The organism is Sphingomonas sp. SP6 (assembly GCF_058313435.1).
Window position 1 is genome coordinate 526,048 of sequence record NZ_JBZFLG010000004.1, and the last position, 23,764, is coordinate 549,811.

Below are 23,764 nucleotides of genomic sequence, written 5' to 3' on the forward strand. Positions count from 1 at the left end.
TCCTCCGTAAGCTTGATCCGACGCCTGGGGAGGGCGGGGATGGATTAGGGGAGGCCGGCGAAGCGCACAAGTCTCCCTCTCCCCGCTTGCGGGGAGAGGGTCGGGGAGAGGGGCAGTGCAGCAGTGGCGTCGTGTCGCACTGCCCCTCTCCCCTCGCCGCCTTCGGCGTCTCTCCCTCTCCCCGGAGGGGAGAGGGACATCAGGCGCGCCAGACCCGCATGTCGCCGTTGGGGATCACCTCGCCCTTGGTGCCGATCGGCTCGGCGTCGCCGCTGGTGAGCCAGGCCCACGCTTCCGGATCATCCACTCGCGCCAGCGTGCGACCGCCCTCCGGGGTGCGGGCCACCACCACACCGCTCTTCGCCGCGCCGTCGCGAGCGTAGAAGACGGTGTAGGTTTCGATGGTCGCGGGACCGGCATAGTCCTTGATCAGCTTCGGCACCGGGCCGCGCGCGGCGTCCGCTTCCGCCTGCAGGTCGAACTCATGCGCCTCGCCCGTGCCGGGGAGGGGCGAGATCGACAGGACGATCGCGTGGTTGTGCGTCGCGAAGCCGCCGTTGGCGAAGAGGAGGCCGGTTTGGCCCTCGCCCGCCCGGAGCGCATCGACCATAGCAGCAGTCGCGTGGCCCATGTAATTGCCGATCGGCCCGCCGCCGAAGGTGAGCCCGCCGAAGACGGTCGAGGGCTTCTCGACCGGCCAGCCGATCACGCGGCGCGCCATTTTGGGGACGCAGGGGAAACAGGAATAGAGCTCGACCAGATCGAGATCATTGGCCTCCATCTCGTTAAATTCCAGCGTCTTTTCGAGGCAGGCGCGCATCGAGGGCGAGGCGTCGTAGCGGTCGCGCATGAGGAAGTCGTCGTGCTCGTGCGCGCTCGCGCCGCGGCCGACATAGATCAGCCGCGCCTCCGGCACGCCGCGGCGGCGGGCCTCGGCGAGGCTGGTCACGATCACCGCCGCGCCCTGGTTGACGCTGGAATTGGCGACCATCAGCTTGGTGTAAGGGAATGCGATCGGGCGGTTGTCGGCGGTGGGTTCGATCACCTCTTCCGGAGTACGCGCCTGGTGGATCCAGGCGGCGGGGGTGCGGTTCGCGACCTCCGAGAAGCGCGACCAGATCTCGCCGGACTCGCGCTGACCCTCGGCGAGCGTCTGGCCGTAGGCGGCGCGGCCGGCGTTCTCGTAGAGCGGGTAGACGTCGACCGGAGTGGTGAGGCCGTAGCGCTGGCGGTAGCCGGGCGCGCGGCCTTCGACGAGCTTGCGCAAGGGGTTCTGGTCGGCGACCGAGCCCTTGGCGGCGAGCGCGGCGCGCTGGCTGGCGGTGCGCAGCGCCTCGCCGCCGGTGACCGCGGCGACCTTCGCCTCGCCGCGCGCAATCTTGTTCGCCGCCTCATTGAGGAGGAGGATCGGGCTGTCGCCATTGGGGCCGATCGACTCGTAGGCGACGCCCTCGGTTAGGCGGAGCCGGTTCGCCAGCTTGGGGGCGACGGGGTTGTCGTGGCGGAAGCTGATCTGCTGGACGATGCCGAGCGAGTCGAGGTCGGCCAGCCACCCGCCGCCCGCGTCCTTCTCGGCCTCCTCCAGCGCGACGAGCATCAGCCCGATCGCATCGAGGCCCTGCGCCGGATCGGCGGGGCGGTCGTTGACCTGCCCGACGCCGACGATAACGGCGATGCGTTCCGGGTCCGCCATTACTTGGCCTTCCACACCGGGGCGCGCTTCTCGGCGAAGGCCTTCGGTCCCTCGCGCGAATCCTCGCTGGTGAAGACGACGCGCGTCTCGGCGCGGTTCTGCGCCCAGGCGGCGTCCTCGCGCGCGACCTGGCCGTCGACGATGCCCTGCGCCATCCGCTTCGACGCCTGGACCGACAGCGGCGCGTTGACCGCGATGCGCTCGGCGAGCGCGAAGGCGGCGTCGAGCAGCCCCTCGCGCGGGGCGACGGCGTTGATCAGGCCGAGTTCGAGCGCGCGAGCGGCGGGGATCGGATCGCCGGTCAGGATCATCTCCATCGCGATCTTCTTGGGCAGCTGCTCGGGCAGGCGGAAGACCCCGCCCGCCGCCGCGAACAGCCCGCGCTTGGGCTCGGGCAGGCCGAACTGGGCGGTGTCGACCGAGACGGCGAGGTCGCAGGCGAGCGTGATCTCCAGCCCGCCGCCGAGCGCCATGCCGTTGACCGCGGCGATCACCGGCTTGGAGATGGCGTGGCTGACGATCCCGGCGAAGCCCCAGGCCTGTTTGGCCTTGTCATCGGGGGCGAGCGATTCACCGCGAGAAAGAGCGACGAGATCGGCCCCCGCGCAGAAGGACTTGTCGCCTGCTCCGGTGACGATGACGCAGCGGATCTCGGGGTCGTGATTCGCCGCTTCGAGCGCGTCGCCGACGCCTTCGTGGACGAAGCGGTTGACGGCGTTGCGGGCTTCGGGGCGGTTGATCGTGATGAGCATCACGTTGCCGTGGGTCTCGACGGAGACGGCGTCATTGCCGAGCTGGGTCATTATTGGTCCTTCTACAAAGCCGTTCGTGTCGAGTGAAGTCGAGACGCCTGGGCGGGCTTCTCGACTTCGCTCGACGCGACCGGATGGGGGTCTGCCTGTTCGATGATCTTGTTCGCGAGGAGATCGGCGGCGTCGCGCGCGAGCCAGTCGCGAACCACGGCGACGCTGTCCTCGCCGATGCGGGGGGCGGAGCCTTGCGCGGGATCGGGCATCCGCTCGCTGCGGGTCGCCGCGCCCTCGACGAGGAAGGGGTGGTCGACGAGCGGGTGCGTCGCCTCGCGGAAGGTGCCGCGCGCGCGGTATTGGGGGAGGTCTGGCATGTCGACGACGCGGACCATCCAGCCGGCGGCGATGCCGGCCTGCTGAAGTTGGGTGGTCGCGTCCTCGGGTGCGCGGGCGGCGACCCAGGCGGCGACGGTCTCTCGGTCGGCGCTACCGCAAAGGGCCGCCAGCGCGGCGCGGTCGGCGTCCGTGGCGATCGTCAGGACGCACCATTCGTCGTCGCCGGCGGCGGGGAGGAGCCAGTCCTCGGGCGCGGCGGGGCGCTCGACGGCGAGGCCGGCGGCTTCCGCGCCGAGCGCGGCGACATCGGCGGCGAGGTGGCCGATCATCACCTCGGCCTGGCTGATGCTGATGCTGCCGCCTTCGCCGGTGCGCATCCGCCGGATCAGCAAAGCGAGCGCGCCGCAGGTGCCGATGCGGGCGGCAACGTGATCGGGGTAGACGGTGAGGAAATCGGCGAACCCTTCGTGCTCGCCGGGATAGGTCCAGCGCGCGGTCATGCCGGCCGAGGCGCGGACCAGCGGGCCGTAGCCGAGGCGCGCGGACCAGGGACCGGTCGGGCCGAAGGCGGAGCTGTCGACGGTGACGAGCCGCGGGTTGGCGGCTGCGAGCGTCTCGCGGTCGAGGCCGAGCGAGGCCATCGTGCCGGGCTTGAAGTTCGAGAGCAGGACGTCGGCTTCGCGGACCAGATCGAGGAACAGCGCGCGGCCCTCGTCCGAGCGAAGGTCGATCGAGAGGCCGCGCTTGTTGCGGTGGCCGGCGGCGAAGGTGAGCGAGACGGGGGCGTTGTCGCGCGACTGACGCTGGCCGTCGGGATAGGCGCCGTTCTCGACCTTCACCACCTCGGCGCCGAGATCGGCGAGGAGGCGGCCGCTTTCGCCGCCGACGACGATCACGCCCACGTCGAGAACCTTCATGCCCTCGAGCGGGCGGTCGGCGGGGGGTGGGGGCGTCAAGTCGGGCCGGGGTGTCTCGAACGCGGCGTGGGTCGCCAGCGCTGGGGCGGGGCCACGGATGCCGGCGCGCTCGCCGTCGATCTCGAGCGTGCCGTTGGGGAAGGGCAGGACGACGCCGGGGGCGATCTCCACCTCGGCGATCGCGCCGCGCGCCTGCATCTGAGGGGTGCGAGCTGCCTCGGCGAGGTCGAGCAGGGCGGCCGCAGGGACGCCGTGCGCCTGCGCCTCGCGCTCGATCTGGTCGCGGGTCTTCGGAGCGAGGAAGCGGGCGATGGCGGGGACGAGATCGGGGGAGCGGAAGCGGTGGACGATATTCTCCCACTGCGGGCCGGCGAACTCGGGCGGCTCGCCCATCCAGCGGAACATGCCGCGCCACTGGCGCGGAGCCATCACGCAGACGCGGGCGAAGCCGTCGGCGCAGGGGTAGATCGGGTAGCGGAAGCTCTCGTCGACGCGGCCGCGGCTGAGCTTCCACAAGGGGACGCCCGATTGGGCGCTGCCGGAGAGGCCGAAGCCCGGATCGAGCGCCTGCATCCCCGCTTCGAGCAGCGACACGTCGAGCCGGTCGCCTTCGCCGGTGCGCAGGACGCGAATGTAGGCGGCGAGGGTCAGGTAGGCGATCTGGGCGCAAGCGGTCTCGTAGGTGAGCTGGCCCGGCGGGAGGAGCGGCTCGCGACCGGGCAGGCCGGAGCGGGACAGGCCTCCGGTGAGCGCGTGAAGGACGGCGTCGCTGGCGCGCCAGTGCGACCAGGGGCCGTCCGCGCCGAAATCGGAGATCGCGACAATGAGGAGGCGGGGGTTGAGGGTGTGGAGCGCGGGACGGTCGAGGCCGCCGCCGACCTCCAGCAGGATGTCCGCCTTGCGCACCAGCGCCTCGAACGCCGCCCGGTCGGCGCCGGGCTCGAGCGCGACGGCCCGCTTGCCCAGGTTGCCGGCGACGAACGGCAGGGAGACGCCTGCGACCGTCGGGCCCTCGCTTCGATCAGACGCGCCCCCGCGCGGCTCGACGCGGATCACCTCCGCGCCAAGCTCGCCGAGGAAGCGGCCGACCGGGGCGAGAGGCCCTGGGGCGAGGTCGAGAATGCGGACGCCGGCCAGCGGCAGGTCGGTCAGATCGGCCATACGAGCGCGCGCCGGGCGGCGCTGTCGCGATAGAAGGCGAGGAAGCCACGGTCGCGCTCGGCGTCACCTGCGGCTTCGGCCGCGGCGTGGGCGGCGATCAGCGCCTCGGAGAAGCGCGCCCAATCGGCGTCGAGTTCGGTCAGCGTCCAGCCGCCGGCCCGATCCGGCGCGGCGTCGCCGAGCAGCGCGGCCATCGCCTCGAGATCGGCGATCCGCCACGCCGCGGCCTTCTCCGCTTCCTGCGCGCCGAGGATCGCGAGCAGGCCGCCGACGGTCATCGTCGAGCCGGCGAAAGCGTCGTGCTCGGCGGCGGCGGTTCCCGCGCCGATGCCGACCATGCCCGCGCCGGTCAGGATCTCGCCGAGCTGGCTCATGGGAACGCCTCCAGTTGCGCGGCGATAATCACGTCCTGCCGGGTGGCGGTGTACCAGCCCGAGATGCCGAGGACGGGATCGCTCAATCCGCCGGCGACATACTCCTTGTACGCGCTGGTCCAGATCGCGCGGCCCTTGACCGAGTTGAACAGCGACCACCAGCGCATGGCGACGGGGTCGACGCGCATGCCGCTCGTCGCCTCCCATGCCGCAAGCGCCGCCTCGCGCGGGATCATGCCGCAGGCGAGGCCAGGCTCGAAATGGTCCCAGATCGGGTCGAGCGCCCAGCCGAGATCCTCGAGCGGGTCGCCGAGGTGCGCCATCTCCCAATCGAACATCGCGAGCATCCGTCCCGCGCCGTCGTGCATCAGATTGCCCGAGCGATAGTCGCCGTGGACGATCCGCACCGCCTGCGCCGGCGGGGGCGGACTGGTGCGCAGCCGGCGGATCGCGGCACGGACGAGCGGCAGCGGCGCGAGCTGGTCCTCGTCGAGGACGCCCTCCCAATAGTCCAGCGCGATCCGCCAGCAGGCGTCGCGCGCGGGCGTGGGGACGTGCTCGGCGAGCGGGCTGCCGGCCGGATCGAAGGCGGCGAGCCGGCCGAGCGCGGCGAAGAACTCCGCGCCGATCGCTTCGGCGTGCTCGCCGAAGGGCGCTCGCTCGAACGAACCGGCGACGACGCCCCCTTCGACTCGCTCGGTAATGAAGAACGGGCGGCCGAGCTCCGCGCCGCCCTGCTCCAGCGCAATTGCGATCGGCACCTGCACGACGCCGGCGGCGCTCTGATAGGCGCGGAACTCGGTTTCGGTCTCGGTGTCGATCAGCCCGGCGGTGGGTTCGCGGCGGAGGATGAGGCCGTGGCGCTTGCCGTCCGCGACCGCGTCGAAGCGGTAGGTCTCGCGGCTCGCCCCGCCGGGGATGCGGGAGAGCGCCTCGACGGTCGTCGGCGTGTTCCAGAGGCGCGTCAGATACGCCTCGACCTGCGCGGCTTCGAGCGGGGGCGTCATGCCGGGTCGATCACTCCGGTAAGGCCGGTCGGCGCGTGCGGCCCCATCGCGAGTTGTTCGAGGACGCCCCGGCCGCGACGGATGTGGCCGTCGGGACCGGTCATCGTCACGCCGACCAGGGCCTGGATGTGGAGGTGATGCGGCAGCATCGGATCAAGCTCAGCGACGACGAAGTCCTCGCGCTCGACCGTCAGCGCCTCGCCATGGCTGCGGCCGTGCGACCAGGTGGGATGGCCGTAGCCGAGCCCGAGCATCATGAAGGTCGCGCCGATGTCGAAGGCGACCCTGGTCTCGCCGTTCTCGTCGTCGAGCGTGAGGCCGGCCGCCCGCGCCCGGCGGGTGCCCTTCTCCCATTCGATCCGATAGTCGGAGGCGTCGAAATGATGCTCGTCGTCGGGCCCGCCGCCGAGCGGGCGGAACGTGGCGCGACGGTTCCAGAAGCGGCCGTGCTCGTCGTCGTTGGTGTGGGCGTAGAGATCGCCGCCCTCCATCGCACACGGGCTCCACAGCCAGTAGAATTGCGGGGCGATCGGCGGCGACGCCGGCTGCGCGTCGGGCGCGCCGATCGGGCGGACGCCCCACGAGCGGTCGCGGGTGCCGACCCAGCCCGCCACTTCGGTGCGGACGCCGTCGACTTCGATCCAGCCGGCGTAGGACCCGTTCTGGGTCAGCCGTGTCACGTCCATCAGTACCCGCGGGCCGTTGCGGCGGGTGAAGCGCGGCTCCTCGATCGGGAAGGCGCGGCCGGTGAAGGTCAGCTCGGCCATCACGCCCTGGTCGGGCGCGTCGACGGTGAGTTTGAGGACCTGGAGCGGCTCGATCACCTCGACCCGGATCGGGCCGACGCGCGTGTCCATTCGCTCCATGTTCAGCCCGCGGCTGGCGTGGAGGTTGACCTGCCTGCCGCCGGACAGCCAGCAGAACGAGGCGTCGATGACGTTGATGTGGGGATAGACGCCGAGCGCGGCGGCGAAGAAGCCGTCTTCCTCCGGGCTCTGCGGATAGCCGTTGAAGAAATAGCGGTCGTAGAAATTGCGGTCGGTGCCCGCATAGGCGACCGGCTCGGCCGTTTGGTGGATCGGATAATCGTCGCCCTTGGTCAGCACCATCGCCCGCTCTCCCTCGCGATCTTGCGTCGCAGGGGAGAGCGGTGGACCAGCCGAGGCGTTCGAGTCAACGCCGAGATAAGTTTTGTTATGCCGCCTTCGGCAGGACCGGCGCCTCCTCGACCGCCGCACCGGCCTCGACCATCACGGACAGCAGATCGTCGACGCTGGCGGTGGCGAAGACGCTATATTCGTCGCCCAGCGCATAGGGCAGGAGGATGCGCCGGCCGTGAAGCAGCGCGCCGCACGAATAGGTGACGTTCGGCACGTAGCCCCCGCGCTGCTCGGCGCTGGGGAAGAGGAGGGGCGAGGCCACGCGCTTGAGGACCTTCGACGGGTCCGCCTTGTCGAGCAGACAGGCGCCGATGCAATAGCCGCGGACCATACCGACGCCGTGGGTGAAGACCAACCAGCCCTCGTCGATCTCGATCGGCGAGCCGCAATTGCCGATCTGGACGAACTCCCACGGGTATTTCGGGCCCATCAGCAGCTCCCCCGTCTCCCACACCACCATGTCCTTGGAGCGGAGCAGGTAGAGGTTCTCGCTGTCCTGCCGCCCGAGCATCACGAAGTCGCCGTCGATCCGGCGGGGGAACAGCGCCATGCCCTTGTAGGCGGTCATCTTTCCTTCGAGCGGGCGCATCTCGAGCGTGCGCAGGTCGATGCCGCGCATCAGCTCCTGCCGGACGTTCGCGCCGTCGAACGCGGTGTAGGTGCCGATGACGCTCTCGGTTCCGTCGTCGTCGGTGAAGTTGACGAGGCGGACGTCCTCGACCCCCTGGCGCTGGCTGGGGAGGACCGGGTAGATCACCGTCTCGGACACATGCCGGCTGTCGTCGCATTCCAGTCGGGTCCAGCCGTCGCGGTCGCACTCGACGCGCGGCGGCACGCCGCTGGCGCTCGCCGGATCGACCTCGAGTCCGTCGCCGCCGTCCCACCAGCCGGTGCGGAACGTCACCGACGAGATATGGCCTTCACCGATCCCGCGCAGCGAGAGCAGGAACGGGATGCGCCCGTCCTCCGGCTCGCGGTCCGGAACCCGGACGATGCTGGGATTGAACAGCGCGGCGGATTCGAACGCATATTCCTGGCTGAAATAGGCGCCGATCAGCAGCTGGTCGGTCTCGCTCACCTCGCCGAGGTCGCCAAGGTCGCCTTTCACCTCCGCGAACCGGCGGCGGAAGATCGCGCCGGCGTTGCGGTGACGCTCGTCCATCGGCTTGCGGATCAAGGCCAGCATCCGCTCGCGCAGGTCGGGCGAGAGCGCCAGCAGACGCTGCGCGACGTGCTCCATCCGCGGCGTCTTGCCGGCGGCGAAGGCGTCGGGATAGCCGAAGCCGAACGGGCGGATCACGGTGCGGGAGGGATCGGGCTTCAGCTCGATCGGCAATTTCCTGAAGACGTCGGCGGCTTCCATGCGCGATCCTTGATGAGAGGTCGCGGCGAGGAACGCGGCGGCGCTAACTTAGGTTCGTGGCAAAGTGCGCGGCGGGCGTGATCAGGCTGCGGCCTTCATGCTCGCGGCGCCCCGCGCGCCGCGGAGCAGACGCCCCGGCAGCGCCCCGGTCGGCTCGCCGTCGCGGTAGGTGATCTCGCCCGCCACGATCGTCGCGGTATAGCCGGTCGCCCGCTGCATCAGGCGGCGGCCGTCGGCGGGGAGATCGTGGACGATCTCGGGGGCGAGAAGGGTCAGTCGGTCGTAGTCGATGACGTTGAGGTCGGCGCGCTGACCCACCGCGATCCGCCCGCGATCGCCGAGGCCCACCAGCGCGGCGGTGTCGGCGCATTGCTGCCTGATCACGAAGGGAAGCGAGAGCTTGGGCCCGCGGGTGCGGTCGCGGGTCCAGTGGGTGAGGAGCGAGGTCGGGAAGCTGCCGTCGCAGATCATCCCGACGTGCGCGCCGCCGTCTGACAGGCCCGGCACGGTGTCGCGGTGGCGGAGCATCTCGTAGGAAGCGTCGAGCGAGCCGTAGCCATAGGAGAGGAACGGCAGGTAGAGGATGCCGCCGCCGTTGTTCGACAGCAGGTGATCGAGCGCGACCGCCTTGGGGTCGCGGCCCTGCGCCGCGGCGAGGGCGGCGACGGTCCGGTCCTGGGTCGGCTCGTAATCGGGGCTCTCGGCGCCGAGCGGGTACATGCCGGCCCAGGCGGTGAGGCTGGCGCTGGCGAAGGGATCGCTCGGGTTCGGCCGTTCGGCGAAGAGCCGCGACTGGAGCGCGGGATCGCGCAGCGCGGCGATCCGCTCGGCGAGCGGGAGGTGCGCGATCTCCTTGTAGGTCTGGTGCGCGCTGAACGGGTTGAGCGTGAGGTCGAGCCCGAACAGGACGCCGACCGCGCGGGGGGAGACCTGCGCCTTCATCGGCAGCCCGGCGTCGGCCGCGTCGGTGAGCGCGTCGAGGATCATGCGGAACGAGTCGGGAGCCTGGTGGCTCTGCGCGAGGCTGAAGGAGAGCGGGCGGCCGCTCTTCTCGACGATGCGGCGGAACATCGCGAACTCCGCGGCGGGGTCCGGGTAGAAGTCGCTGACGAGCTGGAGCACGCCCGCGCCGCGGCCGTTGTTCGCCGCCGCCAGCGCCATGGCGATGCCGGTGAGCTCGTCCTCCTCAGCGGTCAGCGTCGGGGTCGGCTCGCCGGCCTTGGTCTTGTGGTTGAGCGTGCGGCTGGTCGAGAAGCCGAGCGCCCCGGCCTCGACCGCTGCCTTGGCGATGGCGGCCATCCGGGCGATGTCGTCGGGGGTGGCGGCCTCCCGTGCGACGCCGCGTTCGCGCATGACGTGGACCCGAAGCGCTGCGTGCGGGAGCTGGGTGCCGATGTCGACGTCGAAGCGGCGGTCCTGGAGCGCGTCGAGATAGTCGGGGAAGGTCTGCCAATTCCACGGCAGCCCGGCGGTGAGGACGGGGTAGGGGAGGTCCTCGACGCCCTCCATGAGGTAGACGAGGCGGTCGCGGTCCTCGGGGCGGCAGGGGGCGAAGCCGACCCCGCAATTGCCCTGCACGACGGTGGTGACGCCGTGCCATGAAGACGGCTGCATCCTTTGGTCCCAGGTCGCCTGACCGTCGTAATGGGTGTGGACGTCGACGAAGCCGGGGGTGACGATCTGGCCGCGCGCGTCGATCTCCTCCCGGCCGTGCCCGGCGACGCGGCCGACGCCGACGATGACGCCTTGTGAGACAGCGACGTCGCCCTGGAACGGCTCGCCGCCCGAGCCGTCGACGATCGTGCCGCCGCGGATCACGAGGTCATAGGCTGCCTGGGGCATGGGGACTCTCCTGCCGTATTGTTTGCGCGGGAGGGTGGGCCGGTGGGGCGGGTAAGTCAAACGTGTTAGCTCGTCATCCCGCGCAGGCGGGGATCCATCCTGGCTGAACTCACCATTTCAGCCGAGACCTTAGTGCTTCCGAATCCCCGCATTCGCGGGATGACGTGGGGAGTTATAGCCCCTCGCCGCCGACCCAGTGGGCGTTCGCGAGGCGGCGGGCGACGTCCCAGCTCTGGCGGCGCAGGTCGGGGACGGCGACGATCTCCCACGAGCTGCCGCGGGTCATCGGGCCGACGCAGTAGAGGCGCGGGTTGGGTTCGCCGTCCGCGGCGACGACGCGCGAACGGACGTCGACGTCCACGCCGAGCCGTAGCCGGTCGGCGCGGATCGTCCCGCGGGACGCGAGCGTGCGCAGGAGCGTCTCGGTCGAGCGGGTGAGGTCGCCCTGCGGGCCGGTGCAGTTGACGATGCGGCGGACGTGCGTCGACTCCGCCTGATCGCGGTGGCGCGGACGCCAGTCGAGGCGCAAGCCCTCGTCCTCGGGCGTCACCGCGATCGTCTTGCCGGCGCGGAACGAGAGCTTGTCGCTCGCGACCATCGCCTCGATCCGCTCGGCGACCACGGGGGCCAGGCGGTGGCGGTGGACGTCCCAGAAGGGGCGGAGATGGCGCAGGAAGCGCGCGCGCTCGTCGTCGCTCGCGCCCGCCCAGAGCCGCTGGGTAATCGGGCGCAGCGCGTCGATCGCGCTGCGCCACTCGCCGGCCTTCGCCTTGGCGCGGACGTCGGCGGTGATCTTCGAGAGCGGATCGGAGGGTGGGTCCCACAGCCCCTTGACGGGCGGCTGGCCGTCCATGTGGCGGCGCGGGGCGAGGCCGCGGCGGGAGAGCGCGACGATCTCGCCGCCGAAGCCCGAGGCGTCGAGCGCGAGCGCGACGTCGACCGCGGTGAGGCCGGTGCCGAGCAGGACGACCCGGTCGGTGTCCTTGAGTCCGGCGGTCGGATCGTCCCGCCACGGATCGCGGACGTAGAGATCGGCGGGGAGCGCGTCGCCGTCGATGCCGGGCGGGTCGTGCGGCGGGAGGTTGCCGACCGCGAGGACGGCCGCGTCGGCCTCGACTTGGCTGCCGTCGTCCAGCACGACCGCTACACCGCTCTCGGTCTCGATCAGATCGCAGGCCTCGCCCTCGCGCATCACGAGCCGGTCGCCGGCAGTGAGGCCGCTCTCGACCAGCATCTCGCGCAGATACGCGCCGTAGAGCGCGCGGGGCACGAAGGCGGTCGCGCCGGTGCCGCCGCGGCCGGCGACCCATTTGGCGAAATGGTCGGGCTGGTCGGGGAAGGCGCTCATCCCGCCGGCGCGGACGTTGAGCAGCTGGCTGGGATGCGGCGTCGAATAGGCGACGCCGCGCGCCATCTGGTCGGCGCGGCGCTCGACCATGATCGTCCGCGGGCCGCCGAAACGCGCGAGGTTGATCGCGAGCAACGTGCCCGAGAAGCCGCCGCCGACGATGACGACGGTGTGATCGGGTCCGAAGCCCGGCAGTCCTGCGTCAGCCATTGTTTCCCGCCAAAGGAGCGAAGCGCGCGACCTGTCTGCCGACCAGCCGCAGCTGCTCGACCACCGTGGGGTCGCTCGCCCCGCCGGTCTCGTCGAATTTGGTGAGCTGGGTATTGATCGCCGCCGCGAACGGCGTCGGCCAGCCGCGCAGCGCGTGGACGATCGAGCGCAAGGCCGCGATCGTCGAGCCGGTCGCCTGCCAGCCGTAGGCGGTGGCGATCAGCCCGACCGGCATGTCGGCGAGATACGGCCGCTCCTCGTCGCGCGCGGTCTCCTCCAGCAGGTCGAGCGCGTTCTTGACCACGCCCGAAATGCTGCCGTGATAGCCGGGCGAGGCGATGATCACGGCCGACGCCTCGCGCACCGCGTCGACGAACTCGCGTTCTTCGGGGGTCCGGCCGGCGGCTTTCGGATCGTAGAGCGGCAGCCGCGCCATCTCCGCGCCGCCGAACATGCGGGTGCGGAAGCCCTGCTGGCACGCGGCGTCGAGCGCGATGCGGAGCGCGCGCTCGGTCGACGAGACGCTGCCGATCGTGCCGCCGATGCCGACGACGAGGGGCTGGGTGTCCGGTTGTGGCATGTCAACGACTCTAAAGCCTGCACCGTTCGTGTCGAGCGAAGTCGAGACACCGTCCCTCGACTTCGTTCGGGACGACCGGTGTCACCGCGCCAGCGGCGCGTGGTCGATGTGCGGCAGGACGTGGCGGGCGAACAGGTCGGCCTCGGCGGCATGGGGGTAGCCGGAGAGGATGAAGGCCTTGATCCCCATCTCCTGATACATGCGCAGTTTCGCCAGCACCTGGTCGGGATCGCCGACGATCGCCGCGCCGCAGCCCGAGCGTGCGCGACCGACGCCGGTCCAGAGGTTCTCCTCGGCATAGCCGTCGTCCGAGGCGTTCTCGCGCAGCGCCGCCTGCGCGGCGACGCCGGCGCTCTGCGAATCGAGCGATTTCGCGCGGATCGCCGCGCCTTCGGCATCGTCGAGCTTCGACAGCAGCCGGTCGGCATAGGCGCGCGCTTCGGCCTCGGTATCGCGGACGATGACGTGAGAGCGGTAGCCGAAGCGAAGGGTACGGCCGTGGTTCCCCGCGCGCGCCTTCATGTCGGCGATGATCTCCGCGACCTTCTCCTTCGTGTCGGGCCACATCAGGAAGACGTCGCAACCTTTAGCCGCCGCCTCGCGCGCGTCGGGGGAGAGGCCGCCGAAATAGAGGAGCGGGGCCTTGCCGCTGACCGTGCCGACCCGCGGCGGATCGACCTTGAGCTTCCAGAACTCGCCGTCGTGGTCGAGCGCCTCGCCGTTCAGCAGCGTCTTGAGGATCGCCATCGCCTCGACGGTGCGGCGGTAGCGTGGGGCGCTCGCCAGCGTCTCGCCCGGCAGGTCGGAAGAAATGATGTTGACGGTAAGCCGTCCGCCGAGCAGCCGGTCGATGGTCGCGATCTGGCGGGCGAGCTGGGGCGGCCAGCTCTCCCCGACGCGAACCGCCATCAGCAACGCCATGCGCCGGAGCATCGGCGCGATCGCCGCGGCGAAGGCGGTCGTGTCGATGCCAAGCGCATAGCCCGAGGGGAGCAGGATGTTGTCGAAGCCGCCGGTCTCGGCCTGGAGCACGATGTCGCGGCAATGTTCCCACGACGACTTGAGCATCGGATCGGGGACGCCGAGGAACTCGTAGTCGTCGTCGCAGAGCGCCGAGAACCAGCTGATCTCGCAGGAGCCGGTCACGGCAGCTTCTCCCCGCGCGAGGCGACGAGGACGTCGTACCAGTCCGCCCGCGTCCATCGGACCTTGAAGGCGTCGGCCAATTCGGCGACGCGCTCGATCTTCTGGGTGCCGACGATCGGGATGACCTGCGCCGGGTGGGCCATGATCCAGCTGTAGGCGGCGGCGGTGCGCGACACGCCCGCCTTGGCGGCGGCGGCGTCGAGCGCGGCGGCGACCGCCTGCTCGCGCGCGGTGGCCGGCCGGGCGATCCGGCCGCCGCCGAGCGGAGACCAGGCGAGCACGGCGACATCGTGCGCCATCGTGCGGTCGAACAGCCCATTCGTCATCGGCGTCGTCTCGAGCGGCGAGAACTCGGGCTGGGTGCTGGCGAGCGGAGTCGACAGGAACACGCGCAGCGCGGCGGTCTGCTCGATCGTGTAGTTCGAGACGCCGATCGCGCGGACCTTGCCGGACGACACCATGTCTTCGAGCGTCCGCGCCACCTCTTGCGGGTGGGTCAGGATGTCGGGTCGGTGGATCTGGTAGAGGTCCACGGCTTCGACGCTGAGGCGGCGCAGCGAGTCCTCGAGCGCCTGCATCAGATAATCGCGACCCGAGTCGTAGGGCACCGGCGGCGTGATCCCGCCCTTGGTCGCGAGCACCATCCGCTCGCGCAGGCCCGGCGCGGCGGCGAAGATCTCGCCGAGCAGCGACTCGGCGTCGCCGAAGCCGGCCGAGCCGTCGAAGCCGTAGATGTCGGCGGTGTCGAACAGCGACACGCCCGCGTCGAAGGCCGCCTCGATCAGGGCGCGGCCATGCTCGCGGCCGACGCCGGCGAAGCGCCACATCCCCCAGGCAATGGGAGACACCATGATTCCGCTCTTGCCGAGCGGCCTCGATTCGCGCGATACAGGGAGATAGGACATCGTTGTCATATAGAGGCGTCTCGCGTGGTTGAGCAAGTGCGTTACGGGCTGGTCGGCACCGGAATGATGGGGGTCGAGCACCTCAACAACCTGGCCGTCACCCCCGGCGCGGTCGTCACCGCGATCGCTGATCCCGTCGAATCGTCGCTGGGCTGGGCGCGGACCGCGCTCGGCGAGCGCGCCGAAGGCGTGGAGGCCTTCGCGGACTCGGCGGCGCTCGCCAAGAGCGGGCTGGTCGACGCGGTGATCGTCGCCAGCCCCAATCATACGCACCGCGACGTGCTGATGCCGCTGTTCGGCGAAGGGCTGGCCATCCTGTGCGAGAAGCCGCTCGCGACGACGATCGCGGACGCGCGCTGGATCGTCGCGCAGGCGGAGGCGAGCGGACGACCGTTCTGGACGGCGATGGAATACCGCTACATGCCCCCCGCCGCCGAGTTCATCCGCGAGGTCCGCACTGGCACGGTCGGCCGCTTGCAGATGCTGTCGATCCGCGAGCACCGCTTCCCGTTCCTCGCAAAGGTCGGCGACTGGAACCGGTTCAGCCGCAACACCGGCGGCACGATGGTCGAGAAGTGCTGCCACTTCTTCGATCTCATGCGGCTGATCGTCGGCGCGGAGGCGGTGCGCGTCTATTGCTCGGGCGCGATGGACGTGAACCATCTGGACGAGGCGTACGGGGGCGAGACGCCCGACATCATCGACAACAGCTTCACCACGGTCGACTTCGCCAACGGGGCGCGGGCGATGCTCGACCTGTCGATGTTCGCCGACGGCGCGGAGAACCAGGAGGAGATCACCGCCGTCGGCAGCGAAGCGCGGCTCGACGTGCTGATCCCGGAGGGATCGCTGGTCCTTTCGCCGCGGGTCGGCTTCATGAATCCGAAGCGGGTCGAGCGGCGGCATGTCGAGACGGACGCGACCGCGCTCGCCGCTGGAAGCCATCACGGCTCGACCTTCTACGAGCACCAGCGATTCAACGCCGCCGTGCGCGGCGAGGCGCCGGTCGAGGTGACCGCGCGTGACGGGCTGATGGCGGTCGCGATCGGCGCGGCGGCGGAACTCAGCGCGCGCGAGAAGCGGGTCGTCGAAATGCGCGAGCTGGGGTTCTGACAGCGATAGACAGATCAATTATCACCCACTAGGAAGGTGGGGATTGAGAGGACACGAGATGAAGACGATTCTGCTGACCGGTGCGGCGCTGCTCGCGCTCACGACCCCCGCCTTTGCGCAGGACACGACGACTGCTGGCGTGAACGCGGACGCGGGTGTCGCGACCCCGCCCGCGGACGCGACCCAGACCGACGAGCAGGCGACGCCCGGCGAAATCGTGGTGACCGCGCAGAAGCGGTCGGAGCGGCTCCAGGACGTGCCGGTCGCGGTGTCGGTGATCTCGGGTGACGCGATCGCGGCGAAGGGCGCCGTCAACCTGGAGGCGGCGCAATATCTCGTCCCCACGCTCAACTTCCGCAAGTCGGGCACGGCGATCAACCAGTCGCTGTTCCTGCGCGGGGTCGGCACCTCGACCTTCTCGATCGCGGGCGAGCCCTCGATCTCGACGGTGGTCGACGGCGTCGTGTACAGCCGCGCGGGCGAGGCGTTCAGCGATCTCATCGACATCGACCGGCTGGAAGTGCTGCGCGGGCCGCAGGGCACGCTGTTCGGGAAGAACACGTCGGCGGGCGTGATCAACATCGTGACCAAGCGCCCTGGAACCGAGTTCGGCGGCTTCGTCGAGGGTGCCTATTACTTCGACAACGGCAACGAATACCGCGTCCGCGGCGCGCTGGACCTGCCGCTGGCGACCGGGGTGGCGGCGCGCGTCACCGGCTTCTACGGCAATTACGACGGCAATCTCCGCAACACCGTGTACGGCACGCGCGTCAACGGCTACGAGCATTACGGCGTGCGCGGCGTGCTGGTCGCCGAACCGACCCCCGACCTGACGCTGACCTTCATCGCCGACTATCGCAAGTCGGACGACGATTGCTGCGGCGAGGTGATCGGCACGGGGCCGATCGACACGGCGACGGGCAAGACGCCGACCAACCCCGCCGCATCGCTGCCGTTCGCAGCGCTGCCGACCCCGCGCGGCGACAAGACGCGGGCGCTGGCGCAGGACCTTGTCACCTCGACCCTCGAGAAGAGCTGGGGCGTGTCGGGGCAGGCGGACTGGACGCTGGGCACCCAGACCGTCACCTACATCGGCAGCTACCGCGAGTACGACAATACCGAGATCCGCGACGGCGACTTCCTGCCGCAGGCCTATGTCGGGTTCAACCAGCTCCACGACTTCGGTCCGCAGACCTCAAACACCTTTACCCAGGAGATCCGGCTGACCAGCCCGGCGCGGCAGTTCTTCTCCTACGTGATCGGCGCCTTCTACTCGCGCGCGCAGACCGACCGCGTCTTCACGCGCAACGACATCGTCTGCACCTCGGCGACGGCGGTGACGGTCCTGACGCCGTGCGCGACGCCCGGACTGACGGTGACGCAGCCGACCGGCACCGCGGCGTTCGGATCGGTGTTCAAGAACCTCGCCTTCTTCGGGCAGGGGACGCTGAACTTCACCGATACGCTGCGCGCCATCGGCGGGTTCCGGTACACCTCTGATCAGCTGGACGTGTACCACAGCCGGACCACGCTGCTTGCGGGTCCGGGGATCAACCCGAACTTCGACCAGGGCGTGTTCAACCAGTATAATGCGCTGGTCGCGAGCGGCGTGTCGCCCACCGTCGCCCAGACCCAGGCGATCGCCGCCTCCAACGGCGTGCCGTTCCAGGGCAAGACGACCAACGACAATTGGTCGGGCAAGGCGGGCCTTCAGTACGACATCGTCCGCCAGTCGACCGCCTATGCGACCTATTCGCGCGGATATAAGGGGCCGGCGTTCAACATCTTCTACAACCTGACCGCGACCGGCACCAACGTGATCGAGCCGGAGACCGCCGACAGCTACGAGATCGGGCTCAAGAACACGCTGCTCGGCGGCAAGCTGGTGATCAACCTCGCCGGCTATTACGCCAAATACCACAATTTCCAGGCGAACAATCCCGACATCGTCGCCGGCGTGCTCGTGACCCGCTTCACCAACGCGGGCGACGTGTCGACCCGCGGCGGCGAGCTGGACCTGCTCTACCAGCCGGTGCGCGACCTGACCTTCTCGGGCGGGGTCGCCTACACCGACGCGCATATCGACCAGTTCAAGGTGCCGACCAACGGCGTGACGACGGGCGTGATCGCCTCCGGCACTCCGCTCGGCTATGCGCCCAAGTGGAAGGGATCGCTCTCGGCCGATTATCGCTGGCGCACCGACGGCCCGATCGACATCGCGCTCGGCGCGCAGGGTTCGTACCAGTCGAAGCAGCTCTCGCAGCTGGACGCCAACCCCGTGATCCGCGACTTCGCGACGATCCACGGGTACGGGCTGATCGACCTCTCCGCCGGCGTGGTCGACGCGAACGACCGCTACCGCCTGACCTTCCAGGTCAAGAACCTGACCGACGAGAGCTTCGCATCCGCGATCACCAGCGGCGGGCCGGGCGGGTCGTTCCGCTACATCATCCCGCGCGACGCCGACCGTTACTACGGCGTCACCGGGCGGGTGAACTTCTGACGGCTACTCGCCGAGCGCCGCGACGTTGACGCCCAGTCGCGGCGCCTGGGCGGGAGCGGAGGCGGGCGCCGGGGCGTTCGCGACCGCATAGACCGGCGCGGACGCCGCGGCGACCAGCATCGTCGCGGGGACGGCGCGCGGCTGGCCCATCTGGGCGAACGGCGCGTCGAGGACCATCAGGCTCGCCTGCGCGAAGCCGCCGAGTTCGGGCTCGGCGAGCGTGCGGGTGCGGGCGAGCACGTCGGCGGCGGCGGCGCAGAAGGCGTCGCGCGCCTGCGCCTGCGAGAAGAAATTGTAGAGCCGCGTCATCGCGTCGTCCTGCGCGTCCTGCCAGTCGCCGCCGCGGCGCTTGAACTCGTCGGCCATCGCCGCCTGTGCCGCCGCGAGCGGCGCCTTCTGCGACCGCAGCAGCGCATTATAGTCGGCGATGATCTGCATCTCCGGCCCGCCGCGACAGGCGAGCGCGGCGACGTTGAGCGCGACGCGCAGGTGCCACACGGTCGCCGCGGGCGAGAGCCCCCGGTTGATCGCGGAGACCGGCGGCGGGGCGACCGGGGCGAGCGCGACGACGGGCGCGGGCGCCGGCTCGATCGCGAGCGGCTCGCGGTGACGCGCGCACCCGGCGAGGATCAGGATCATGGCGGCGAGGACCGGGGGGCGGAACAGGAACATCGGCGAACCTCTGATCGAACGGGTTCGGCGATCCTCGCGGCACAAGGTGAAGATCGGGTTAGCTTTGTCCGTCCGCCTGAGATCCGGGGACGGCGCGCGGTCAGGCGCCTATGTGGACCGACGCTCCAGGGCGTGCGCGGCCTCGCCGATCAGCTCGGCGAGGATCGCGGCGACCGGCTCCTCCCTGGTCACCATGCCGACCGACTGTCCCGCCATGACGCTGCCATGTTCGATGTCGCCGTCGATCACCGCGCGGCGCAGCGCGCCGGCCCAATAATGTTCGATCTGGAGCTGCGCCTCGGCCATCGCCAGCGCGCCCTCGTCGAGCGATGCGGCGACCTCGCGCTGCTTGGCGGTGAACAGCTCCGAGCCCGCATTCTTGAGCGCGCGGACCGGGATGACGGGGAGGCGCGGATCGAGCTGGACGCTCGCCACGGCGTCGCGTGCCGAGGCGCGGAGGAACGCGCGCTTGAAGTTGGGATGCGCGATCGACTCGGTCGCGCAGACGAAGCGGGTCCCGAGCTGGACCCCCGCCGCGCCCTGATCGAGATAGCCCGCGATCGCCTCGCCCCGGCCGATCCCGCCGGCGACGAATACCGGCACCTGCTCCGCCACCTCGGGCAGGATCTCCTGGACGAGCACACTGGTCGAGACCGGGCCGATATGCCCACCCGCCTCCATGCCCTCGACCACGAGCGCATCGACGCCGGAGCGGATCAGCTTCTTTGCGAGCGACAGCGCCGGCGCGAAGCAGATCACCTTCGCCCCCGTCGCCTTGATCGCCTCGAGCGAGCCCTTGGGCGGAAGCCCACCGGCGAGGACGACATGGCCGACGCCCGCCTCGCCGCAGACCGCGATTAGCTCCATCAGCTGGGGGTGCATGGTGATGAGATTGACCCCGAACGGCCTGGCGGTCAGCGCCTGCGTTCCCGCGATCTCGGTGCGAAGCAGCGCCGGCGTCATCGCTCCGCAGGCGATCACCCCGAACCCGCCCGCGTTCGAGATGGCGGCGACGAGGTTGCGTTCCGACACCCAGGACATCGCGCCGCCGAGGATCGCGACCTCGCTGCCGAGGAAGGCGGCACCGCGGGCCATGCGCCGCCGGAGGCGCTCGGCGCCGATGGTCTCGTTCGATCGGGTCATCATGCCTGTCGGTTAGCGGCGCTCCCGGCTTTGACAAGGGCGCGGCGCTTCGGGATGGGAGCGCGATGATCCCGTCTCCCTGTCGCCTGCTGCTCGACGCCGACGCCCTGGTCCACAATTGGCGGCTGCTCGCGCGGATGAGCGCACGTGCGGCGTGCGGCGCGGCGGTGAAGGCCGACGCTTATGGCCTTGGTGCGCGCGAAGTCGTCGCGCGGCTGACGGCGGCGGGGTGCCGCGACGTGTTCGTCGCGACGTGGCGCGAGGCGGCGGCGATCGCCGATCTCACGCCGTCGGTAAGGGTCCTCCACGGCGTCCGCGCCGAGGACATGGCCGCGGGGCTGCCCGCGCACGTCCGGCCGGTGCTCTCGACCGCGGCGCAGGTCGCGCGGTGGCGTGAGGCCGGCGTCGGCGCCTGCGATGTCATGGTGGACACCGGGATGAACCGGCTTGGCGTGTCGGCGACGGAGATCGCGGACGGATTGCTCGACGGCCTCGCGATCGACACGCTGATGAGCCATCTCGCCTGCGCCGACGAGGAGTCGCCGATGAACGCGGCGCAGCGTGCGCGCTTCGCCGCGCTGGCGGGCCGGACCTCGGCCAGGCGGATGAGCCTCGCCAATTCGGCCGGGATTGGGCTCGGCGAGGCTTACGCCTTCGATCTGACGCGGCCCGGCCTCGCGCTCTACGGCGGCGTACCGCGCGCCGAGCTGAAGCTGGTCCGGCAGGTCGCGACGCCGGCGGCGCAGGTGCTCCAGCGGCGGCGCGTGCCGGCGGGCGAGACCGTGGGCTACAATGCGACATGGACCGCTTCCGCCGACACCGACGTCGCGATCCTCAACATCGGCTATGCCGACGGCTACCGGCGCGCCTTCTCGAACGTCGGGGCGGCACGCTCGGGCGATGTGCGGCTGCCGGTGCTCGGACGGGTGTCGATGGACCTCGTCGCGGTCGACGTGACCGGTGTGGACGCGGGCGAGGGCGACTGGCTGCCGCTCGACTACGACCTTCAGCGCGAGGCGGCGGCTTCGGGGGTGTCGCAGTACGAGCTGCTGACGGGATTGGGCGATCGGCTCGAGCGCGTGTGGCGCTGAGCGTTGGCCCCGATTGCCAGCGCGGAGGATGGCGCTAGGCTGGCCGCAAACGAGGGGGGACCGTGATGCGCGCTTTCTGGCCGATCCTGCTGCTGGCGCTCGCCCCTGCGGGCGCGCTCGCCGGCGAGGCGCCGCCGCCCGGGCTCGAGCAGGCGCTCGCTTACTCCTTCCCGACCGGGCTCGTCGCAGCGGCGAGCGCGGATCGGATCGCATGGATCACGGTCGAGAAGGGCGTTCGCACGGTCTGGACGGCGGCGGCTCCCGCCTACCGAGCGACGCGGCTGGGCGGGAGCGGCGTCGACGACGGGCAGGAGCTGTCGTGGCTCGGCCTCAGCCCTGACGGCCGCCGGGCGGTGTGGGTCCGCGGCGGCGACCATGACGCGAACTGGCCCGTCAAGGGCGAGCCCAATCCGGCGGGCGCGACCGCGTCGGCAAAGCTGGAGATCTGGTCCGCGCTGACCGCCGGCGGCGCGGCGACGCTCGTCGCGGAAGGCGACGCGCCGGTGATCTCCGCGACCGGCCGTATCGCCTATCTGCGCGACGGCCAGGTCTGGAGCGTCGATCCGGCGCGGGGTTCGAAGCCCGTGCAGATCGTCGCGGATCGCGGCAAGGCCTCCGACCTCGCCTGGTCGCCCGACGGGACGCGGCTCGCCTTCGTTTCCGGTCGCGGCGACCATGCGTTCGTCGGGATCTGGTCGGGCGCGGACAGGCCGATCGTGTGGCTGGCCCCGTCGACCGGGTTCGATACCGCGCCGGTCTGGTCGCCGGACGGCCGAAGGATCGTCTTCGTCCGGCGGCCCGGCGATGCGGGCGCCCCGATCCCGTTCCTGACCGAGACGCCGCAGCCGTGGTCGATCGTCGTCGCCGACGGCACGAGCGGCGAGGGCGCGCCCGTGTGGCGCAGCCCGCTTACTCTGGCGGGCTCCTTCCCCGGTTCGATCGCGGACGGCGCGGCGCTGATGTGGGCGGCGGGCGATCGGCTGGTGTTCCGCGCCGAGCTCGACGGCTGGCCTCACCTCTATTCGATCGCGGCGGCAGGCGGCGAGCCGACGCTGCTGACGCCCGGCGACTTCATGGTCGAACATGCGACGCTGTCTCGCGACCGGGCGAGCGTGATGTTCGACGCGAACAGCGGCCCAGCGGTCGAGGACGACGATCGCCGGCACGTCTTCCGCGTGGCGGTCGGCCGTGCGGGGGCGGTGGCGCTGACCCGGGGAGACGGGCTCGAATGGACCCCGGTCGAGGCCGGGGGCGGGCGCGTCGCCTTCGTCGGCGCGGGGGCCGCTGAGGCCGGGGAGGTGCGGCTGAGCGGGGGAGGGGTGGTCGGGCCGCCCGCCGCTTATGCGGCGCCGACCGTCACCCCGCGCCGGGTCACGTTCAAGGCGGCGGACGGACTGATCGTCCACGGCCAGCTCTTCGCCCCGGCCGGCGCGGCGAGAGGCCCGGCGATCGTCTTCGTCCACGGGGGACCGATGCGGCAGATGCTGCTCGGCTTCCCGTACATGGACTATTACGCGCACGCTTATGCGGTGAACCAATATCTGGCGTCCCGCGGCTTCACGGTCCTCTCCGTCAATTATCGGCTCGGCATCGGTTATGGCCGCGCCTTCCAGCATCCGGCGGGAGCCGGCTTTGCGGGGGCGGCCGAGTACCGCGACGTGCAGGCGGGGGCGAAATACCTGCAGTCGCTGCCGACGGTGGACCCGGCGCGGATCGGGATCTGGGGCGGCTCGTACGGCGGCTATCTGACCGCGCTTGCGCTCGCTCGCGATTCCGCCACGTTCAGGGCAGGGGTCGATCTTCACGGCGTCCACGACTGGTCGCGCACGCTGGCGGAGGAGGCGAAGCCCGCCGATCGTCACGAGAAAGGGGATTGGGACGCGGCGCTCAAGACCGCGTTCGAGAGTTCGCCGGTCGCCGATGTCGCCCACTGGCGGTCCCCCGTGCTGCTGATCCACGGCGATGACGACCGCAACGTGCGGTTCAACCAGACGATCGATCTCGCCAACCGGCTGAGCGCCGCCGGGGTGCGCTACGAGGAACTGGTGCTGCCGAACGAGATCCACGGCTTCCTGCGTCATGCCGACTGGCTTCGCGCGGACGCCGCGACGGTGCGATTCTTCGAGCGGGAGCTCGGGCGGTGAGCCGGCCGGCGCCGGCCGAGGACCGCGGTGCGCGGGCGCGACCGTCGCGGGCTGAAAGAAAATCGCAAAAAAGGGTTTGACGCCTCGGCCCGGTCCCCCTAGATGCGCTCCACCGGCGGGGCGGACGAGATCGTTCGCTTCTTTGGGACACGCAAATTCGGCACTGGGGTCTCCCATCGAAAGTTGGGCGAGGCTTTAGCGTCGATTTTTGTCGGCTCTTTGACATTGTTGGTGAGATGAAGGGACATGTGGGCGGCGGCTCCGGTTTCTGGCGTTCTTGGGGCGCTGGAGGATCGGTTAAAGCCAG

Annotated in this window: 18 protein-coding genes; 4 read left to right on the forward strand and 14 right to left on the reverse strand. The window is 70.6% G+C overall.

What is annotated here, in order from left to right:
* Positions 1 to 199: 199 nt before the first annotated feature.
* The 12 genes from AC4GYY_RS15980 to AC4GYY_RS16035 form a co-directional block, all read right to left on the reverse strand.
* A complete protein-coding gene (locus tag AC4GYY_RS15980; protein ID WP_491121976.1) occupies positions 200 to 1,693 on the reverse strand; it encodes an acetyl-CoA acetyltransferase in 1,494 nt (497 codons plus the stop codon).
* Positions 1,693 to 2,496: a crotonase/enoyl-CoA hydratase family protein gene (locus AC4GYY_RS15985; RefSeq protein ID WP_491121978.1), complete on the reverse strand. Its 804-nt coding sequence runs from the start codon at positions 2,494 to 2,496 to the stop codon at positions 1,693 to 1,695. Before AC4GYY_RS15985 ends, AC4GYY_RS15980 begins: the two co-directional genes overlap by 1 nt.
* Positions 2,497 to 2,507: 11 nt before the next feature.
* Positions 2,508 to 4,856 carry a CoA transferase gene (locus AC4GYY_RS15990; RefSeq protein WP_491121980.1) on the reverse strand — a complete coding sequence of 783 codons (2,349 nt, stop codon included), beginning with the start codon at positions 4,854 to 4,856 and terminating at the stop codon, positions 2,508 to 2,510.
* Complete coding sequence (locus AC4GYY_RS15995; RefSeq protein WP_491121982.1) at positions 4,844 to 5,230, reverse strand: hypothetical protein; 387 nt, start codon at positions 5,228 to 5,230, stop codon at positions 4,844 to 4,846. The genes AC4GYY_RS15990 and AC4GYY_RS15995 overlap by 13 nt, the downstream gene beginning before the upstream one ends.
* Positions 5,227 to 6,237, reverse strand: a complete 1,011-nt coding sequence (locus tag AC4GYY_RS16000; protein WP_491121983.1) for a phosphotransferase family protein — start codon at positions 6,235 to 6,237, stop codon at positions 5,227 to 5,229. Before AC4GYY_RS16000 ends, AC4GYY_RS15995 begins: the two co-directional genes overlap by 4 nt.
* Positions 6,234 to 7,346, reverse strand: a complete 1,113-nt coding sequence (locus tag AC4GYY_RS16005; protein ID WP_491121985.1) for an Rv3169 family protein — start codon at positions 7,344 to 7,346, stop codon at positions 6,234 to 6,236. The genes AC4GYY_RS16000 and AC4GYY_RS16005 overlap by 4 nt, the downstream gene beginning before the upstream one ends.
* Positions 7,347 to 7,431: 85 nt before the next feature.
* On the reverse strand, positions 7,432 to 8,760 hold the full coding sequence (locus AC4GYY_RS16010; protein WP_491121987.1) for a glycoside hydrolase family 130 protein: 1,329 nt from the start codon (positions 8,758 to 8,760) through the stop codon (positions 7,432 to 7,434).
* A gap of 81 nt (positions 8,761 to 8,841) precedes the next feature.
* The gene (locus AC4GYY_RS16015; RefSeq protein WP_491121989.1) at positions 8,842 to 10,602 is read right to left on the reverse strand and encodes an N-acyl-D-amino-acid deacylase family protein; all 1,761 of its coding nucleotides are present in this window, start codon (positions 10,600 to 10,602) and stop codon (positions 8,842 to 8,844) included.
* A gap of 172 nt (positions 10,603 to 10,774) precedes the next feature.
* Positions 10,775 to 12,160: an FAD/NAD(P)-binding protein gene (locus AC4GYY_RS16020; protein WP_491121991.1), complete on the reverse strand. Its 1,386-nt coding sequence runs from the start codon at positions 12,158 to 12,160 to the stop codon at positions 10,775 to 10,777.
* Positions 12,153 to 12,740 carry an NADPH-dependent FMN reductase gene (locus AC4GYY_RS16025; RefSeq protein WP_491121993.1) on the reverse strand — a complete coding sequence of 196 codons (588 nt, stop codon included), beginning with the start codon at positions 12,738 to 12,740 and terminating at the stop codon, positions 12,153 to 12,155. Before AC4GYY_RS16025 ends, AC4GYY_RS16020 begins: the two co-directional genes overlap by 8 nt.
* Positions 12,741 to 12,821: 81 nt before the next feature.
* Positions 12,822 to 13,886 carry an LLM class flavin-dependent oxidoreductase gene (locus AC4GYY_RS16030; protein WP_491121995.1) on the reverse strand — a complete coding sequence of 355 codons (1,065 nt, stop codon included), beginning with the start codon at positions 13,884 to 13,886 and terminating at the stop codon, positions 12,822 to 12,824.
* A complete protein-coding gene (locus AC4GYY_RS16035; RefSeq protein ID WP_491121997.1) occupies positions 13,883 to 14,791 on the reverse strand; it encodes an aldo/keto reductase in 909 nt (302 codons plus the stop codon). Before AC4GYY_RS16035 ends, AC4GYY_RS16030 begins: the two co-directional genes overlap by 4 nt.
* A 36-nt stretch (positions 14,792 to 14,827) precedes the next feature.
* Here AC4GYY_RS16035 and AC4GYY_RS16040 point away from each other — a divergent pair, with 36 nt between their 5' ends.
* Positions 14,828 to 15,904: a Gfo/Idh/MocA family protein gene (locus AC4GYY_RS16040; protein ID WP_491122035.1), complete on the forward strand. Its 1,077-nt coding sequence runs from the start codon at positions 14,828 to 14,830 to the stop codon at positions 15,902 to 15,904.
* 58 nt (positions 15,905 to 15,962) lie between these two features.
* Positions 15,963 to 18,407 (forward strand): TonB-dependent receptor, encoded by a 2,445-nt coding sequence (locus AC4GYY_RS16045; RefSeq protein ID WP_491121998.1) that lies wholly within the window; start codon positions 15,963 to 15,965, stop codon positions 18,405 to 18,407.
* Positions 18,408 to 18,410: 3 nt separating this feature from the next.
* Here the strand turns inward: AC4GYY_RS16045 and AC4GYY_RS16050 are convergent, their stop codons facing one another.
* Together AC4GYY_RS16050 and AC4GYY_RS16055 are read right to left on the reverse strand one after the other, a co-directional pair.
* Positions 18,411 to 19,079, reverse strand: coding sequence for a hypothetical protein (locus AC4GYY_RS16050; protein ID WP_491122000.1), 669 nt, complete (start codon positions 19,077 to 19,079; stop codon positions 18,411 to 18,413).
* A gap of 108 nt (positions 19,080 to 19,187) precedes the next feature.
* On the reverse strand, positions 19,188 to 20,174 hold the full coding sequence (locus tag AC4GYY_RS16055) for an NAD(P)H-dependent flavin oxidoreductase (protein WP_491122037.1): 987 nt from the start codon (positions 20,172 to 20,174) through the stop codon (positions 19,188 to 19,190).
* 113 nt (positions 20,175 to 20,287) lie between these two features.
* Between AC4GYY_RS16055 and alr the strand changes: the two genes are divergently transcribed.
* Together alr and AC4GYY_RS16065 are read left to right on the forward strand one after the other, a co-directional pair.
* Complete coding sequence (gene alr, locus AC4GYY_RS16060; protein ID WP_491122002.1) at positions 20,288 to 21,313, forward strand: alanine racemase; 1,026 nt, start codon at positions 20,288 to 20,290, stop codon at positions 21,311 to 21,313.
* Positions 21,314 to 21,378: 65 nt separating this feature from the next.
* Positions 21,379 to 23,457: a S9 family peptidase gene (locus tag AC4GYY_RS16065; protein ID WP_491122003.1), complete on the forward strand. Its 2,079-nt coding sequence runs from the start codon at positions 21,379 to 21,381 to the stop codon at positions 23,455 to 23,457.
* Positions 23,458 to 23,764 lie beyond the last annotated feature (307 nt).

Bases quoted from the DNA above. Each gene is read 5' to 3' on its own strand.
- AC4GYY_RS15980 (WP_491121976.1), bottom strand. From the start codon at position 1,693: ATGGCGGACCCGGAACGCATCGCCGTTATCGTCGGCGTCGGGCAGGTC.
- AC4GYY_RS15985 (WP_491121978.1), bottom strand. From the start codon at position 2,496: ATGACCCAGCTCGGCAATGACGCCGTCTCCGTCGAGACCCACGGCAAC.
- AC4GYY_RS15990 (WP_491121980.1), bottom strand. From the start codon at position 4,856: ATGGCCGATCTGACCGACCTGCCGCTGGCCGGCGTCCGCATTCTCGAC.
- AC4GYY_RS15995 (WP_491121982.1), bottom strand. From the start codon at position 5,230: ATGAGCCAGCTCGGCGAGATCCTGACCGGCGCGGGCATGGTCGGCATC.
- AC4GYY_RS16000 (WP_491121983.1), bottom strand. From the start codon at position 6,237: ATGACGCCCCCGCTCGAAGCCGCGCAGGTCGAGGCGTATCTGACGCGC.
- AC4GYY_RS16005 (WP_491121985.1), bottom strand. From the start codon at position 7,346: ATGGTGCTGACCAAGGGCGACGATTATCCGATCCACCAAACGGCCGAG.
- AC4GYY_RS16010 (WP_491121987.1), bottom strand. From the start codon at position 8,760: ATGGAAGCCGCCGACGTCTTCAGGAAATTGCCGATCGAGCTGAAGCCC.
- AC4GYY_RS16015 (WP_491121989.1), bottom strand. From the start codon at position 10,602: ATGCCCCAGGCAGCCTATGACCTCGTGATCCGCGGCGGCACGATCGTC.
- AC4GYY_RS16020 (WP_491121991.1), bottom strand. From the start codon at position 12,160: ATGGCTGACGCAGGACTGCCGGGCTTCGGACCCGATCACACCGTCGTC.
- AC4GYY_RS16025 (WP_491121993.1), bottom strand. From the start codon at position 12,740: ATGCCACAACCGGACACCCAGCCCCTCGTCGTCGGCATCGGCGGCACG.
- AC4GYY_RS16035 (WP_491121997.1), bottom strand. From the start codon at position 14,791: ATGTCCTATCTCCCTGTATCGCGCGAATCGAGGCCGCTCGGCAAGAGC.
- AC4GYY_RS16045 (WP_491121998.1), top strand. From the start codon at position 15,963: ATGAAGACGATTCTGCTGACCGGTGCGGCGCTGCTCGCGCTCACGACC.
- AC4GYY_RS16050 (WP_491122000.1), bottom strand. From the start codon at position 19,079: ATGTTCCTGTTCCGCCCCCCGGTCCTCGCCGCCATGATCCTGATCCTC.
- AC4GYY_RS16055 (WP_491122037.1), bottom strand. From the start codon at position 20,174: ATGGCCCGCGGTGCCGCCTTCCTCGGCAGCGAGGTCGCGATCCTCGGC.
- alr (WP_491122002.1), top strand. From the start codon at position 20,288: ATGATCCCGTCTCCCTGTCGCCTGCTGCTCGACGCCGACGCCCTGGTC.
- AC4GYY_RS16065 (WP_491122003.1), top strand. From the start codon at position 21,379: ATGCGCGCTTTCTGGCCGATCCTGCTGCTGGCGCTCGCCCCTGCGGGC.